12 protein-coding genes are annotated in these 15,567 nt (G+C 53.2%); 6 read left to right on the forward strand and 6 right to left on the reverse strand.

Features of this window, described 5'->3' with window-relative positions; translation table 11 throughout:
• Positions 1-28: 28 nt before the first annotated feature.
• A complete protein-coding gene (locus O59_RS00655) occupies positions 29-2,014 on the reverse strand; it encodes a rhamnogalacturonan lyase (protein ID WP_198284728.1) in 1,986 nt (661 codons plus the stop codon).
• Between the two features lie 297 nt (positions 2,015-2,311).
• Positions 2,312-3,826, reverse strand: coding sequence for a threonine ammonia-lyase, biosynthetic (gene ilvA / locus O59_RS00660; protein ID WP_007638458.1), 1,515 nt, complete (start codon positions 3,824-3,826; stop codon positions 2,312-2,314).
• A 172-nt stretch (positions 3,827-3,998) separates the two neighbouring features.
• Here ilvA and rpiA point away from each other — a divergent pair, with 172 nt between their 5' ends.
• A complete protein-coding gene (rpiA, locus tag O59_RS00665; RefSeq protein ID WP_007638459.1) occupies positions 3,999-4,673 on the forward strand; it encodes a ribose-5-phosphate isomerase RpiA in 675 nt (224 codons plus the stop codon).
• Positions 4,674-4,776: 103 nt separating this feature from the next.
• Entirely contained in the window at positions 4,777-6,396 is a 1,620-nt protein-coding gene (locus O59_RS00670; protein ID WP_007638461.1) for a methyl-accepting chemotaxis protein, read from the forward strand.
• Positions 6,397-6,460: 64 nt separating this feature from the next.
• On the opposite strand, the gene O59_RS00675 is transcribed toward O59_RS00670, so the two are convergent.
• Together O59_RS00675 and O59_RS00680 are read right to left on the reverse strand one after the other, a co-directional pair.
• The gene (locus O59_RS00675; protein WP_007638463.1) at positions 6,461-7,414 is read right to left on the reverse strand and encodes a choice-of-anchor A family protein; all 954 of its coding nucleotides are present in this window, start codon (positions 7,412-7,414) and stop codon (positions 6,461-6,463) included.
• 226 nt (positions 7,415-7,640) lie between these two features.
• Positions 7,641-8,906, reverse strand: coding sequence for a glycoside hydrolase family 26 protein (locus O59_RS00680; protein WP_007638465.1), 1,266 nt, complete (start codon positions 8,904-8,906; stop codon positions 7,641-7,643).
• Positions 8,907-9,090: 184 nt separating this feature from the next.
• On the opposite strand from O59_RS00680, the gene tsaA reads away from it, so the two are divergent.
• The 3 genes from tsaA (at position 9,091) to serA (ending at position 12,023) form a co-directional block, all read left to right on the forward strand.
• Complete coding sequence (tsaA, locus tag O59_RS00685; RefSeq protein ID WP_007638466.1) at positions 9,091-9,813, forward strand: tRNA (N6-threonylcarbamoyladenosine(37)-N6)-methyltransferase TrmO; 723 nt, start codon at positions 9,091-9,093, stop codon at positions 9,811-9,813.
• Positions 9,814-9,830: 17 nt separating this feature from the next.
• Positions 9,831-10,556 (forward strand): DUF4197 domain-containing protein, encoded by a 726-nt coding sequence (locus tag O59_RS00690; RefSeq protein WP_007638467.1) that lies wholly within the window; start codon positions 9,831-9,833, stop codon positions 10,554-10,556.
• A 237-nt stretch (positions 10,557-10,793) separates the two neighbouring features.
• Positions 10,794-12,023: a phosphoglycerate dehydrogenase gene (gene serA / locus O59_RS00695; RefSeq protein WP_007638468.1), complete on the forward strand. Its 1,230-nt coding sequence runs from the start codon at positions 10,794-10,796 to the stop codon at positions 12,021-12,023.
• A gap of 112 nt (positions 12,024-12,135) precedes the next feature.
• On the opposite strand, the gene O59_RS00700 is transcribed toward serA, so the two are convergent.
• A complete protein-coding gene (locus tag O59_RS00700; RefSeq protein WP_007638469.1) occupies positions 12,136-13,134 on the reverse strand; it encodes a DUF368 domain-containing protein in 999 nt (332 codons plus the stop codon).
• 106 nt (positions 13,135-13,240) lie between these two features.
• Positions 13,241-14,218, reverse strand: coding sequence for an alpha/beta hydrolase (locus tag O59_RS00705; RefSeq protein WP_232283016.1), 978 nt, complete (start codon positions 14,216-14,218; stop codon positions 13,241-13,243).
• A 193-nt stretch (positions 14,219-14,411) separates the two neighbouring features.
• On the opposite strand from O59_RS00705, the gene O59_RS00710 reads away from it, so the two are divergent.
• The gene (locus O59_RS00710; protein ID WP_007638471.1) at positions 14,412-15,557 is read left to right on the forward strand and encodes an AraC family transcriptional regulator; all 1,146 of its coding nucleotides are present in this window, start codon (positions 14,412-14,414) and stop codon (positions 15,555-15,557) included.
• Positions 15,558-15,567: the final 10 nt, after the last annotated feature.

Genomic DNA, 15,567 nt, shown 5'->3' on the forward strand with positions numbered 1-15,567 from the left:
CTCGATATAAATGAGTAAAGAGCAACAGTCACTTGTGCTGGACGGTTTCTTTGGCTGATTTCCGGGGAATGATGTTGGGAGTCGATGGATTTTTCATGCCCTGCCCCAGATAAAAACTCGGATGGGGCGGCTGGTTATAAGCGGTATTTTGCCAAGCGATAGCAACGCGGTATTGGGCGTCGTGCATCAATGTGACCAAGCGCTTATCTGTGGGGTACGGGGTTGCATAAATACGTAGCGATTGATTATCTGCCGCCGCCCAGATCACCTCTTCGCGCCAGTCACCCAAAATATCACCGGCAAGTGCAGGGGCACCTTTGGCTGCGGTACCCGCTCCCATTAGCAAAAGATCAGAGCGCTGTTCCCGCCAATTCCATTTATAAATCGCACTGTGTTCGAGTTGCTCGCGCAGCAGGTCGCCGTCCCACCACACAGCAAACTTGTTGGTTTGTGGTTTTATTGTGCCAATTGCATTGCCCTTTACATCGCGCACATGAGGGTCAACGGCAGTCCAGGATTCAGCTCCGGCATGGCGCGGGTCAATATCCATCATAATGCCGCGCCCGTTATCCCGAGTTCCTGAAACGCTCCATAAAATCTTGCCGGTATCCAGATCGAACATAACAGTAACAATATTGCCATTTTGCGATGGCTGTTCGAGCACACCAAACTGCTCAAGCCCGGGATTGGAAAGATCAAAGTCGCCAACATGAAGGGCATCGCCATGACGCAATTCGGTCGACCACAGACCGCTGCCGTTATCATCGATAACCATTGCGCCGTAAATAATTTCATCGCGCCCATCAGCATCGATATCGGCAACCGACATCGAATGATTGCCCTGTCCGCGCCACTTTTCAGGATTTTCCTGAGTGTCAGAATCGAATACCCAGCGCTTGCTCAACTTGCCATCCCGATAGTCCCACGCCGCAATTGTCGATCTGGCGTAGTAACCGCGCGCCATAATGATGCTCGGGCGCTGCCCGTCAAGATAAGCAGTTCCAGCCAAAAACCTATCTGAACGATTGGCATAACCGTCCCCCCAAGTCTCTTTCAGTTGTGCTTCTGTCGGTGCATCGGTACGCGGATCGCGTGCAGGCCAATAGGGTTCACTCGCAAGTGCTTTGCCAGTTAAACCATCAAATATTGTCAGGAACTCCGGCCCCTTCATGATGCGCCCTTGTAGTGGGGCAACCATCTTGCCATCAGCCTTTACCACACCTCCCGTACGGTCGGTGGATGGAACCTCGCCACCAGTTTCGCGCCAGTCAGCGTCTGCATTACCGAGAACCTTGCCAGTTCCATCTACCGTCCCGTCACTGGTCCTGACGGCCATTTCTGCACGGCCATCACCGTCGTAATCAAACACCTGAAACTGGGTATAGTGAGCGCCCGCACGGATATTGCGCCCCAAATTAATGCGCCATAATTTTGTTCCATCCAACTTATAGGCATCTAAATAAACCTCACCGGTGTAGCCACTAAAGGCATTGTCCTGCAGGTTGGTCGGTTCCCATTTCAGGATAATTTCATATTGGCCATCGCCGTCCAGGTCAGCGACACTGGTCTCGTGCGCGGTATAGGTGTAGTTTTCTCCAATCGGCGTAACGCCTCCCTCGGGCTGCTGGACGGGCACACGCAAGTAGCCCTCCGCCCAGACACCGACCGGTTTACTGCGCTCAAGTTCTTTACCTTTGAGGTGGACTCGAATCTCATAGGTTGACTGCGCGGCACCTGCCTTATCGACCCAATTTGTAACGGCCTTGAGGCCGTGGGAATTTATCTTTTTACCGTCACGATAGACATCGAATTGTGTTTTTGGGGCATCAGTCGCTAACAGACGCCAACTCACCAGATTTCCCCCCTCTTTGGCAGGTACAACTACCACTCCCCGATCCAAACTCTCCATCCAGCGAGGTGCGGCTTGCACGCCTACTGCCGTTAGAAACCCTATTGTCAACGCCCCCAGGAACAAGCCCCGGCGCAATTTGGAAAAAGCTATAGTTATCATCATTTTTTGACCTTTTATTTCTCTCGCTGGATGGGGTGGCTACCACCGCTCCTCCTAGGGAGGGCTATTCACCGTCTCTTTTATTGTTTATGATCGATTAAGATCAATATTGACCGATATTGATCCGATATGATTTATATCACAATAAAAACCCCCAAACAACCCGAAGCCTGCACCTGAAAGCCCGAGCAACAAACTGACGGATAGGCAAAAATACAAAACCCCACTTTTTTAAGGTGGGGTTTATCAAGAATAAAAAAGGGCGCCGAAGCGCCCTTTGCAGACGAGCAAGGAGGAAAATCACCCCAAAAAGAACTTGTAAGCTTCGTTTTTGGTTTCATCCCAATAGGGATAATTGAGTTCATTCAAAAACACTTTCAGTTCGGCATAGTCTTTTTTCGGCACTTGCATGCCAACCAACACCCGCGCGGAGGCGGAGCCGTGGTTGCGGTAGTGGAACAGGGAAATATTCCAGCGACCGGCGACTTTGTTTAAGAAGGTCATAAGTGCACCAGGGCGCTCCGGGAATTCAAAGCGGTAGAGCACTTCGTCGGTGGCTTGTGGTGCGTGGCCGCCAACCAAGTGACGAATATGTAATTTCGCCAATTCGTTTTCGGTCATGTCCACCAAATCGTAACCCTGATTTTTTAATTCAGTGACCAGATCCGCACGATCCTTACCACCCGCCGCCACTTGCACGCCCACAAAAATGCGCGCGGCTTGGGCATCGGCGTAGCGGTAGTTAAATTCGGTGATATTGCGTTTGCCGAGTGCCTTGCAGAACTCTTTGTAAGCACCCGGGCGCTCGGGAATAGTCACCGCCAGAATCGCTTCGCGCTGTTCGCCAATTTCGGTGCGCTCGCTGATATAACGCAGGCGATCAAAATTGATATTGGCGCCGCAGTCGATGGCAATCAGGGTTTGACCGGTAATGCCGTGTTCGGCCACATACTTTTTCAACCCGGCAATACCGGTTGCGCCCGCCGGCTCGGCGATGGAGCGGGTATCCTCAAAAATATCTTTGATGCCTGCGCATATTTCGTCGTTATTCACGGTAATGCATTCATCGACTGTTTTGCGCAGTACCCGGAAGGTCTCCTCGCCGATTTGTGCCACCGCGATGCCATCAGCAAAGATGCCCACTTGCGGCAGTACCACGCGCTTTTTCTTGTCCAGCGCCGCTTTCAAGCAGGCGGACTCTTCCGATTCCACCGCAATAATTTTGATCTCGGGGCGCACATATTTCATGTAGGCAGAAATACCGGCCGCCAAACCGCCACCGCCAACGGCGATAAATATCGCATCGATTTTACCGGGATACTGACGCAGGATTTCCATCGCAATGGTGCCTTGACCGGCGATCACATCCGGGTCATCAAAGGGGTGCACGTAGGTCAGGCCTTTTTCTTCCACCAGCTTTTTGGCGTGGGCAGACGCTTCGTCATAACTGTCGCCATGCAACACCACTTTGGCGCCGCGCGCACGCACCGCATCCACTTTAATCGCCGGCGTGGTACGTGGCATCACAATCGTGGCTTTAATGCCGAGGTGTTGTGAACCGAGGGCTACGCCTTGGGCGTGGTTACCGGCCGAGGCGCAAATCACACCGCGATTGCGCTCTTCTTCGGTGAGCTGCAGCAACTTGTTATAAGCGCCGCGCAACTTGAATGAAAATACGGGCTGCAAATCTTCACGTTTCAGCAACACTTTATTGCCGGTGCGCGCGGAGAGCAGGCGTGCTTCATCGAGTGGTGTTTCCACTGCAAGGTCGTAGATGCGGGCGTTGAGAATACGTTTTATATAGGTTTCAGGCATGGGAATTCTGGCGTTCGCGAGTGAGTGGACTGATTAGTCGACGAATAAAAAAGTCGCCGCAGTGTAAACAATTTAGCCGCCGCTGGCACGGCGAAAATCCGTATAATGTGGCAAGTTTCTGACGCACATTCCCGAATTTCACGACTAGCCTGACCCCCAGATAGAGATCACCATGACCCAAGACCAACTCAAACAAGCCGTGGCGCGCGCCGCAATTGCATACATCAAACCCAAATTATTCAGCGATTCGATTATCGGCGTCGGCACTGGCTCTACCGCCAATTTTTTTATCGATTACCTGGGTGAAATCCGCGACCATTTTGCCGGTGCGGTTGCCAGCTCTGACGCATCGGCTGCGCGCCTGCAAAAACTCGGCATCGAGGTATTGGACTGCAACTCGGTGAGTGAGCTGGTGGTGTATGTGGATGGCGCCGATGAGAGCAACGCCTATTTGCACTTGATCAAAGGCGGCGGTGCCGCGCTTACCCGTGAAAAAATTGTGCGCGCCATATCCAAAGAATTTGTGTGTATCGCCGACGAAAGCAAATGGGTGGATGTGCTGGGCAAGTTTCCGCTTCCGGTAGAGGTGATCCCCATGGCGCGCTCTTATGTCGCCCGCGAACTGGTCAAACTGGGCGGCGCACCGGTCTATCGCGACGGCGTAGTTACCGACAACGGCAATGTGATTCTGGATGTGCACAATTTGCAGATCATCGACCCGGTGGGATTGGAAACGGCCATCAACCAGATTACTGGCGTTGTCACCAACGGCCTGTTTGCCGCCAAGGGCGCCGATGTGTTGCTGCTGGGCACCAACGACGGCGTAAAAACCATCCTGCCACGCTAAGTATTTCCTCTCCAAACGCGCCTCGCCCCGCTGGCGCGTTTTATCTCTTGCTCTTCAAGTTCCATCTATACTTCAAGCTCAATTGCTCTCGAAGGATTCAACCATGTTCTCCCTCTCCAGTATTCAAGGGCGGCTGCTCGTTGCAGTCAGCGCCGGCGTTGTGCTGTTTATGATTATCAGCGGCATTGCCATCGCCCTACTCAGCAATACCATCGCCAATTACAACCAGCTGATTGCCAACTCGGTCGCCCATGAGCGGGCGATTAGCAGCATGAACTACCACTTTAAAACCCAGGTGCAGGAGTGGAAAAACGTGCTGTTGCGTGGCAAGAACCCGGACAAACTCCAGCAGTACTGGGGCCAGTTTGAAACCCTGCAACGGAGTATTCAGGCAGAAGGCAAAGCCCTGAGTGTTGAACTCAGCGGCACCAGCCGGGAACAGGTAGAGGCTTTTTTGCGCGCCCATGAAACTGCCTTTGGCCGCTATCAAACAGGCTTGGATGCGTTTAAAGCGGCGGATTTTGATTCAGCCGCGGGCGATGCAGCCGTCGCCGGTATCGACCGGGAACCCAGCAAGCTGCTGGAGGAATCAGCCGCGCTGATTAGCGCCAAAGTCAGCACCGAGACCCAAGCCAACCTGGAGGCCAGCGCCAGCGTCTCCTTCTGGGCAAGCGCCCTGATCCTCTGCGGGGGATTTGTGGTGGTGTTTTTGGTGTTAATTATTTTGCGCAAGAATCTGTTGCTGCCGCTGGGCCTGATCAATGAACACCTCAGCAAACTGGCGGCGGGCAACTTCCGCGAGCCACTTAACTTCCGCGATAACAGCGAGCTGGGGAAATTGGGCGCCAGTATCCAGCAGGTACAACAAAGCATTGTGAGTGTGGTTGCCGCCGTACAGGGGTCGATGCAGAGCTTGAATCAGGCCTCCAGCCAGATCACCGAGACCGCCTCCACCCTCGCGCGTTATACCGACCAAACCCACCACGCTACCGATCAGGTATCCGCCGCCATTACCGAGATGACAGCCACCGTACAAGAAGTGGCAAGCAATGCAGGTGGCGCCGCCAATGCCGCGCAAAATGCGGACAACAACGCCAATCAGGGGCTGAAAATCATGGAAAGTACCCTTGGTGCGATTGACCAGCTCAGCCGTGAAGTCAATCACGTAGGCCAGGTGATGACCCAGCTGGAGGGCGATACCAACCGTATTGGCGGGGTGCTGGATGTGATAAAAAACGTGGCCGAACAGACCAACTTGCTGGCGTTGAACGCCGCGATTGAAGCCGCGCGCGCCGGTGAACAGGGGCGCGGTTTTGCGGTAGTGGCCGACGAGGTGCGCTCACTGGCCAAACGCACCCAGGATTCCACTGCTGAAATCCAACAGATTATTCACGCGGTGCAACAAGGCGCGAGCAATGCGATGAGCGCCATGCAAACCAGCTTGGCAAAAACCGGCGCCACCATGGAAATGGCCGGTCAGGCGGGCAACTCCATTAACGAGATCAGCCAGTCAGTGAACCGGATTCTGGGCATGAATATGCAAATCGCCACCGCCGCTGAAGAGCAAAGCTACACCGCGGAGGAGATCAACAAAAATATTATCCAGGTAGTGAGTTTGATCGATAACGTCAATCAGGATGCACAAAAGTCAGTGCAGATCGCCCAGCGTTTGGATAACACCGCTAAAAACCTGCAAAGTCAGATCGCTCACTTTGCGATTTAAAAAAGTGCAGGCATAAAAAAACCGGGCTAAGTCCCGGTTTTTTTATTGTGGCGCGGTGAAGAATTTAGCGGCGACGCAGCCGACCTAAACCAATCAAACCGATACCAGTTAACAACAGGATAAAAATCGATGGTTCGGTCACTTCGGTAACGGGTGGGGTGTAATCCCAACTACCTTTATGGATTTCACCATTGCCCACGTAAGACTTGGCGGCGACGGCACCATCCAGATTGGAATTGGTGGCAATAGTCGCGTTTAAAGCTAGTACCGAGCCAAACCAGGAGTCGCCAAAGTTCAGGTTGGTCGCCTCGTAGAAATTCCACAGCACATTGTTGAAATTATCGCGGAAACTCTGGGTGCCGTTTTTGGTATTACCAGCGTTAAAGCTGCTGCCAGACACATTGATCACCACATTCAAACTTGTCGGAAAGTCCATATTCAGGCTCCACTGTGGCCCGGTCAGCTCTTGGGCGGTGATGTTAAACACCACCAGATCCGTCGCTGCACCAGTGTAAGTAAAAGCCTTGTTGTTCATATCGCCAACCAGATCGGTGTTAGCCGATGTAGCCAGGTTTTTGTAGTAGTCAGACTCGGCCTGCAATTGTGCAAACAGGCTGGTTTTTTCCGCCGTCAATGAACCATCTGTCACTTGCTTCAAGCAGCCACTGGGCACCAAACCATTACCGTTGCAAATATTTGTCGGGCCGGAAAAGCTGCCTTCATAGGCGAGGTAGCCGCGATCGATATGGGTGCCATTGTTACTGGCAAAGTTACCCACGACCTTAACGGTATCGGCGGTGGAATTTTCCGGCTCCTTCTGCGCAAACACTGAAGCATTCACTACATTGCCGCCGATAAAGGCTTTACCTTCAATATGGCCACTGCCGCCCGATACGTTCAAATCGCCGAACAAAATCAGGTTGTAGTCATTCAATGGGCCTGCGCTGGCAAGGGATGAAACACCCAATAACGCGGCGGCAGCGAGCAGGTTGCGGTAAGTAACGCGATGAAAAGTCATAAGAAAACCTGTGGTAGTAGTATCGACTTCTAAGTTTGATCGCAGTAGAGCAGATTTCATGCCCGTTTTACTTTTTCCTTTGGGATCAATAATACACACCACAACCTGTGACGCAAATCACACAAAACTGTAAATTTTGCCGACAACCATAAATTGACAGCGAAGGACAAACAAAACCCGATAAACCCTGGCAATTGCCAAGGCTGCAAAATATAAGCGATAAAACCTAGTGGACGGGCTTGTCGTAAAGGCTGGGCAATTCGTTTTCAAACAGCACATAAGGGCTTTGGTAAAAACGGATAAAGTCTTCCGCCGTTGCCTGCCCCGGATAGGGGGCAAAAAACTGCTCGGATTTCTCCCGCGCCATATTGGCATTGCGCCACACCATCACATAAGCAATTTGACTGGCCTGGGCATCAGCCAGGGTTGGCGCCAGAATCCGCTCAGTCCAGAAGTTGGGAATGGTCAATGTGTTGTTGCCGGTTTCGGTGAGCGCAGCGATTTTATGGCGCGCAGTGGCAATGCCCGCGATCTGTTTGAGCGCGGCGGTGAAGTTGGCAATTTGCTCATCGGCACTGGCGTTATTGGCGCTGTGGCCGACATCCCAATAGTTATCCAAACCGATCACGTCCACATAGTCGTCACCGGGGTAGCCGTACAAATAATCGCGCTCAAAGTTAGCCATATCGATGCGGCTGCGGTCGGGTGAGTAGGCGTAAATCAGGTTGCGCAGGCCTTTTTCATCGCGCAGATACTTGACCGTGAACTGCCACAGGGCGATGTAATCCGCCTCGCTCGCATGACCCTTACCCCACCAGAACCAGTCGCCATTATGCTCATGCCAGGGGCGGAAAATAATGGGGATGTAGGTTTCCACACCCGCGCCATCGGTCACTTTTAGCGCTTCATTAAAGGTGACAAAGCTGTCGAGATAGGCTTTTAGTTCGTCGTGTTTGGCGCCGCCGGGAATCAGCTCGTGCACCGTAGGGGTTTTATCCCAGGAATTGCCGCCGGAAACGGGGCTGTACATATGCCAGCTGATGGTTATCACACCGCCACGGCTGTAGCCCGCTTTAATCCACTGCTGCATTTGTTTGAAGTTAACGCCATCCAGATTCTGTTCATGCCCCAATTCCAAACCGCCCAGCTCCCAGCCGTACAGTGCAGGATTGCTGCCGGTGACATCACGCACATCGGAGCGGTCCAAATCCCCCTCCCAATGCACACCGTAGGCGAGGCTATCTTCATGGCCAAACAACAGGTGTTTACCGCGCAGAGCGGCGAGGCTGTGGTAGAGCGCGCGGGTTTGTGCCGTCGCCTGGGTGTCGATCAAGGCAAGCGTGTGGGACTCAACCGCTGCTGCTGAGCTACCACTACTGGAACTGTCAATGTTGGAACTGCCAACACTGCTGCTGGATGGCTTATCGCAACCGAATAATAGGCTGGCGCACACCAGCACTAATGAGAGGCTAAAACGGGATTGAATGGGCATAACATTTCCTCGGAACTGGCCAAAACAAGGCAGGATCTTATCGTTTTTAATAATGTAACCGTTTACAAATGCAAATACTAACAGTCAAAACACAAAAAAGAAGCCCTTGGCGATGTAAATAAAGGTTGAGCTGCCCGATGCTTTTGCCTAGCCTTGGCGGCTTGTTTCCCACCTGTGCCTCCTTATGGATTTCACCTTCCCCGCCATAGGTATTGTCCACTCCTGTTTTAAGGAGAAATTTGGCATACCGCGCCAGCCCGGTTTGGCACCACTGGCCACCGCCGAGATCGAACTGCTGCCGCCCTACAACGATCCGGCAGCGTTTGAGGGACTGGAAGGCACCAGCCATCTGTGGGTGCAGTTTGTCTTCCATGCAAATAGCCGCGAGGAGTGGAAGCCCAAGGTCAAACCACCGCGCCTGGGTGGCAATAAAAGCCTGGGCGTCTTTGCGACCCGCTCACCCACGCGCCCGGCGCCGATCGGTCTGTCGGTGGTGCGTTTTGCCGGGCTGCGCGAGCGCAATGGGAAATTACTACTGGGCATTAGCGGCGTGGATTTGCTCGATGGCACCCCGGTTCTGGATATCAAACCCTATGTGCCCTATGTGGACGCGGTGGCCGATGCCTACAACCACTTTGCCCCCCAGCCGCCAGCGGTCATTGAAGTGGAAATACCCACCGATCTTGCGGTAATTTGTCGCGATTACCAGCAAAAAATGGGAGTTGACCTCGCAGGATTAATCACCCAGGTGCTGCAGCAAGACCCGCGCCCCCAATACCAGCAGCCCGATCCCGAGCGGATTTACGGTATGAAACTACTGGATTTGAATGTACGTTGGCGCTATCAGACTGACCGCCAGCCCCATCGCATTCTTTTACACGCCCTGACACCGGGCGACACCTTTTAACTCACCGAGGAAAGATTATGAAATTTGCCCGCACTTGCCTGTTACTGATGCCACTGAGCTTGGTCGCCTGTAATGCCACCCTGCCACAAATGGCAGAAACCGGCGCTGCCGTTGCCAGTGCCGCTGGTTATAACAATCAGGCACAGCTGATTCGCGGCATTAAAGAAGCCTTGGAACTGGGCAGTAACCGCGCCGCCACCAGCCTTTCCGCCCCCGGCGGTTACGCCAATAGCTCGCTCTACCGCATTGAATTACCCGCGAACCTGCAGCCAATTGCTGGCACTTTGCGCCAAATGGGACTGGGCAGCCAACTGGATCGCGTAGAAGGCTTGATGAATCAGGGCGCGGAAAAAGCGGCCGTGGAAGCCCAAGCAGTGTTTGTGGATGCCGTGCGCAATATGAGCGTGACCGATGCGCTTGGCATAGTACGCGGCAACAGCACGGCAGCCACCGACTACTTCCGTGGCCAGACCGAAGCCAGTTTGCGCCAGCGTTATATGCCGATCATCAAACAAAACCTGCAGCAAATCGGTTTCTACAACCAATACCAACAGCTGCTCGGCACCTACAACATGCTGCCGCTGGCCAACAAACCCAGCCTGGATTTAGAGCAACACGTGCTGAACATGGCGCTGGACGGCCTGTTTAAACAAGTCGCGGTGGAAGAACAACTGATCCGCAAAGACCCGGTAGGACGCGGCAGCCAGATCATCGGTTCAGTATTTGGCGCAACCAAACAATAAAGCTTCCCGCTATTTTTCACCCTGATCAACCCACCAAAAAAACCGAAGGCGGCACCCGTGCCACCTTCGGTTTTGGCGCTTGCAGTGGTATGATGCGCGCCTTTTTCAGCCAGCCGATACGCCTTTTTTAGCCTGCGGGCGCCTGAATACCGGCCCTTTCCGTCTCCTGTTTGATGCCCTTACTCGCAGAGACGCGCTGTACGCTTTTCTCACTTTAAGACTTTAGGAGTTGTTCCCATGAGCAAGACCTCGTTAGACAAAAGCAAAATCAAATTTCTGCTGCTGGAAGGCGTTCATCAATCGGCGGTGGATACCCTGCATGAACAGGGTTACACCAATATTGAATATTTAAAAACCGCGCTGGGCGAAGACGAGCTGATCGCCAAAATTCAGGACGCTCACTTTGTCGGCCTGCGCTCGCGCACCCAGTTGACCCGCCGTGTATTTGAAAATGCACCCAAGCTGATCGCCGCTGGTTGCTTCTGCATAGGCACCAATCAGGTGGATTTAAAAGCGGCGCAGGAACACGGTGTAGCGGTATTTAACGCGCCCTATTCCAATACCCGCTCGGTAGCCGAACTGGTGATTGCCGAGGCGATTTTGCTGCTGCGCAATGTGCCGCAGAAAAACGCTGTGTGCCATCGCGGTGGCTGGGACAAATCTGCCGTAGGCTCCTTTGAGATTCGCGGCAAAACCCTCGGCTTGATCGGTTATGGTTCTATCGGCAGCCAAACCTCAGTGCTGGCGGAATCGCTCGGTATGAAAGTGCAATTTGTCGATGTGATTACCAAATTGCCGCTGGGCAATGCCACCCAGGTGCGCAGCCTGGATGAACTGCTGGCCACCTCGGACATCATCAGCCTGCACGTCCCGGAAAACCAATCGACGCAAATGATGATTGGCGCACGCGAAATTGGCCTGATGAAAAAAGGCGCAATCCTGATTAACGCCTCACGCGGCACAGTGGTGGACATAGATGCGCTGGCCGCCGCGATTAAAGCCGGCAACCTGTCGGGTGCGGCTATCGACGTATTCCCCGAAGAACCCAAAGCTAACGACGACGAATTTGTGAGCCCGCTGCGCGGCTTGGACAATGTGATCCTGACCCCGCACATCGGCGGCTCCACCATGGAAGCGCAAGCCAACATTGGTATCGAAGTGGCCGAGAAGCTGATCAAGTACTCCGACAATGGCACCACCACCAGCTCGGTCAACTTCCCCGAAGTGGCCCTGCCCGGTCACCCGGATGCGCACCGCTTGCTACACGTACACGCTAACGTTCCCGGTGTCCTGTCCAAGATCAACAAAATCTTCTCCGACAACCAAATCAACATCGCCTCACAGTACCTGCAAACCAATGACAAGGTGGGCTACGTGGTAGTGGACATCAACTCCCCGTACGATGAAATCGCGCTGGAGCAGTTGAAGAATATTGAAGGGACTATCCGCTGCAGAGTCTTGTTCTAGTCGCTGCAGAATGTTGCTCTAAACGATTAATACCAGCTCCAACAAAAACGCCGCGTCCAGCAATGGACGCGGCGTTTTTGTTTGGGGTTTAGCAGGGAGGGCTTAGGGAGATTTAACTCTCTAGCGCCACCGCACTGCGGCGTTTGATCCAGAGCGCCACCAATTCCACACCCAGTACCAGCGCAACACCAAGGAATGCCCAGAGTATCGCTAGGCCGATGGTAGGTTCGCTGCCAGTGACGGCAAGGAAATTGAAGGGGCTGAGGTTTTCCTGCTGCAATACCACGGTGCGACCGTGACTATCGGTAGTGGTGAGCAGGGCGTTTTTCCACGGCCAGGTGACATAGAGCGAGCCGACTAAGAAGCCGATCAGCACCGACAGGGTTTGGTTGTGATAGGACTTGAGCAGCCAGAGCAGGAAGCGTGAAAAAACAACCAGACCGCAGATACAACCGGCGCCAAACCACAGCAGCTTGCCAATTTCCAGATTGTGTATCGCCTGCAAAAACACCGGATAGAGCCCTACCAACAGCAGGATAAAACTGCCAGAAATACCGGGCAGGATCATGGCGCAAATCGCCACAAACCCGCCGAGGAATAGAATCCAGCCATGTCCGGGCAGTTGCGCCGGCGCCATAAACGAGATGGCGAGGATAAAGGCTATGCCGAACAGCAGACCAAAGGCCTCTGTAATACCCCAGCCGCGCTGCTCGCGCACCAGGTGATAAATAGACGCGGCGACCAAGCCAGAGAAAAATGCCCACACCAAAATCGGGTAGCTATCCATCGCCAGTAATACCACCGCCGCAAAGGTTTTCAGGCTAATCAAAATGCCACCAAACAGCGCCACCAGAAAGTTGCCATTAATGTACTGCCAGGTTTTAACCAGCCCCTCGCGCTTTAAGCGCAGCAATACCGCCGGGGTACAGCGCTTGAGGGAGCTGAGCCACTCATCGTAAATGCCGGTAATAAACGCAATAGTGCCGCCCGATACCCCAGGCACTACATCGGCAGCGCCCATGCACAGGCCTTTGAGCAAAATAAAGAGGTAGTCCTTGAGGCTGCGCTGAGGTTGATGCAAGGTCATGTCCTGTTGATCGGGAGTTGCCATAACTAAAGTCTCGCCTGGGGCCAGTGATAGCCGGGTTAAGATTCAGGATTCAATATCCAGTAAAAAAGTGACGCGAGTGTGCCTGAAAGCGTGCGCGGGCAACAGGTTAATCGCTAAAAAAGTGGCGCTGGATCTCATCAAAAACCACGTCGCGATACATGGGGATTTCATTCACCAGCTGGTGCCCGGCCGCCGGGATAAACACCAGTTTTGCCTGGGGTAATTTGCGCTGGAGTAAACGCGTATTGTAGCGCCAGGCCACCGTCTTATCGGCAGTGCCCTGGACCACCAGCAGCGGTGTCGCGCGCGGGGAGAAGTGTAAAAACTGACGATGCCAGGCTTTCATCGCCCCCACCCAGCGCACCGACAAGGTTTTTGATTGCAGGCAGTCGCGCTCATCAATGAAGTTAATAAATGACGCATCTTGCGAACTGCGCGAACGGCCGCGCGGCAGGCGTTTGACCCAGTTGTGCAGCAGCCAATAAAACACTCGCCCGGTGCCCCAACCGCGCGGCAAAATCAGCGGCGCACAAAGGGCGATACGCGCAAACTGCGCCGGATAACGCCACAGGTGATTCAGCAACACCGCACCGCCAGTGCTCTGCCCCAGCGCGTAGAAAGGCGCCGGTAACAGTGCTTGCGCGCGCGCCATCACTTGCTGCAACACGTCGGCGTATTCATCAAAAGAATCTATCGCCGCACGCTCGCCACTGCTCAAACCGTGGCCGGGCAAATCAAACGCCAGCACCGCCAAGCCCTGCGCCAAACCGAAGGCGATGGCATGGTCAAAAATCCCCAGGTGATCGTAGTAACCGTGAATAATCACCAGCGTGCCGCGCGGCGCGGGCGGCAGCCAATAATGGGTGGCGATATCAAACCCGGCGGCGCTGATGCGGCCAAAACCGTGGTGGATGGATTCGTCCTGCGCGGCAAAATTAATCCGGTAATAGTTGAGGTACTGTTGCGCGCCATCGCCCAGCGCCCAGCGGCAATCGACGGAGGGATCAAACTGCAACGCAGGTAGCTGCTGCATCAAGAGATGAGCATCGGTGAGGCTAAACATCTGCGGCAAATCAGCTGGCATAAACAACGGAACCTTGACAGGGAAGCAACAAGAATTGCCACTGTAACAAAATGCGACAATTAAACCGCGCCGAATAAGGGAAATGGCCGCAACACTGGCGTCAAAGTTCAACTATAATTCAGCTCCCGATGGGACATAAACCCAATCAACCTTAAAAAAACTTATAACAAACACAACCCCGGGCTAAGACTCTATGCAGAATTATATTTTTAACATCCACGACGTAGTGTTGTTTATGACCGTCGCGGAATGTTTCCTGCTTGTTATTTTCCAGGCAATACTTCCGGTCAAAAACCAACTCGCCAATCGTTTGCTGAGCGTATTCCTGCTCTCTATCGCTGTTAGTTCCGCCTGTATTTTGGTGCTGTGGAACGAGAACGTGCGCCTGTTTACCCTGTTTGATGAAACCCTGCTGCCCTACTTTTTGGTGACGGCGCAATTGCTCAAAGGGCCGATGCTACTGCTGTATGTTGTGGCGCTCACCCAGGATGCGTTTAACCTCAACCGGCGCCATCTGCTACACGCTGTTCCCATTGTTATTGCGCTCGGCTGGCTCTTGGTATTTGGTATTAACGGCTCGGACTTGAGTTTTAAAACTCTCGACCAACAGCAATTGGCCAACGCGGTGTGGCATTTCATCAAGGTGATGCCGTTCTTTTACGGGCTAATGGCGTTTAACAAAGTGCGTTTGTATTTGATTAGCCTGCAAGATCAATACTCGACCTTCTCCTCCACCGAACCCAGCTGGCTCAAAACACTCAGCCTGGGCTTTTTAATTACCTGGAGCTTTTCGATTGTGGTGCACGTGGTTGCCAATACTATCGAATCACCGCGCATTTCCGACGTCATTGGCATCACTGAAAACTACATAGTCTTTATTTTGATTAACGCGCTGTTTATCAACAGTGTGGTGCATACCCACAAGCTACTCACCACCAAACCGGAGCTGGCCAAAGACATTAAGGTCGATGAAAAACTCACCGACTCGGCGATTCAAAAAGTGCAGCAAGGTATGGAAAGCCAGAAGTTGTTTCTGAAACAAAACCTGAACATTGAAGAGTTTTCCAAACGCATTAACCTGCCGGTCAAAGAAGTTTCCGCCGTTATCAACAAACACTACGGCACCAACTTTTTTGAGTTTATGAACAGCTATCGCGTGGAAGAGGCAAAACGCTTATTGGGCGATAGCCAACACGCCGAAATGACCGTGATGGATGTATTGCTGCACGCCGGTTTTAACAGCAAGTCAGCCTTCCACCGTTTTTTCAATCGCCTGGTTGGCATGTCGCCTACCGAGTATCGCAAACAGCAATTGCATAAAGAGGCGAAGGTCAGTTAATTGGTCTCAT

Source organism: Cellvibrio sp. BR (assembly GCF_000263355.1).
Taxonomy (GTDB): Bacteria; Pseudomonadota; Gammaproteobacteria; order Pseudomonadales; family Cellvibrionaceae; genus Cellvibrio.

What these genes read in the sequence shown, in the direction of transcription:
- O59_RS00655 (WP_198284728.1), bottom strand. Translation starts at nt 2,014, where the DNA reads ATGATGATAACTATAGCTTTTTCCAAATTGCGCCGGGGCTTGTTCCTG.
- ilvA (WP_007638458.1), bottom strand. Translation starts at nt 3,826, where the DNA reads ATGCCTGAAACCTATATAAAACGTATTCTCAACGCCCGCATCTACGAC.
- rpiA (WP_007638459.1), top strand. Translation starts at nt 3,999, where the DNA reads ATGACCCAAGACCAACTCAAACAAGCCGTGGCGCGCGCCGCAATTGCA.
- O59_RS00670 (WP_007638461.1), top strand. Translation starts at nt 4,777, where the DNA reads ATGTTCTCCCTCTCCAGTATTCAAGGGCGGCTGCTCGTTGCAGTCAGC.
- O59_RS00675 (WP_007638463.1), bottom strand. Translation starts at nt 7,414, where the DNA reads ATGACTTTTCATCGCGTTACTTACCGCAACCTGCTCGCTGCCGCCGCG.
- O59_RS00680 (WP_007638465.1), bottom strand. Translation starts at nt 8,906, where the DNA reads ATGCCCATTCAATCCCGTTTTAGCCTCTCATTAGTGCTGGTGTGCGCC.
- tsaA (WP_007638466.1), top strand. Translation starts at nt 9,091, where the DNA reads ATGGATTTCACCTTCCCCGCCATAGGTATTGTCCACTCCTGTTTTAAG.
- O59_RS00690 (WP_007638467.1), top strand. Translation starts at nt 9,831, where the DNA reads ATGAAATTTGCCCGCACTTGCCTGTTACTGATGCCACTGAGCTTGGTC.
- serA (WP_007638468.1), top strand. Translation starts at nt 10,794, where the DNA reads ATGAGCAAGACCTCGTTAGACAAAAGCAAAATCAAATTTCTGCTGCTG.
- O59_RS00700 (WP_007638469.1), bottom strand. Translation starts at nt 13,134, where the DNA reads ATGGCAACTCCCGATCAACAGGACATGACCTTGCATCAACCTCAGCGC.
- O59_RS00705 (WP_232283016.1), bottom strand. Translation starts at nt 14,218, where the DNA reads ATGCCAGCTGATTTGCCGCAGATGTTTAGCCTCACCGATGCTCATCTC.
- O59_RS00710 (WP_007638471.1), top strand. Translation starts at nt 14,412, where the DNA reads ATGCAGAATTATATTTTTAACATCCACGACGTAGTGTTGTTTATGACC.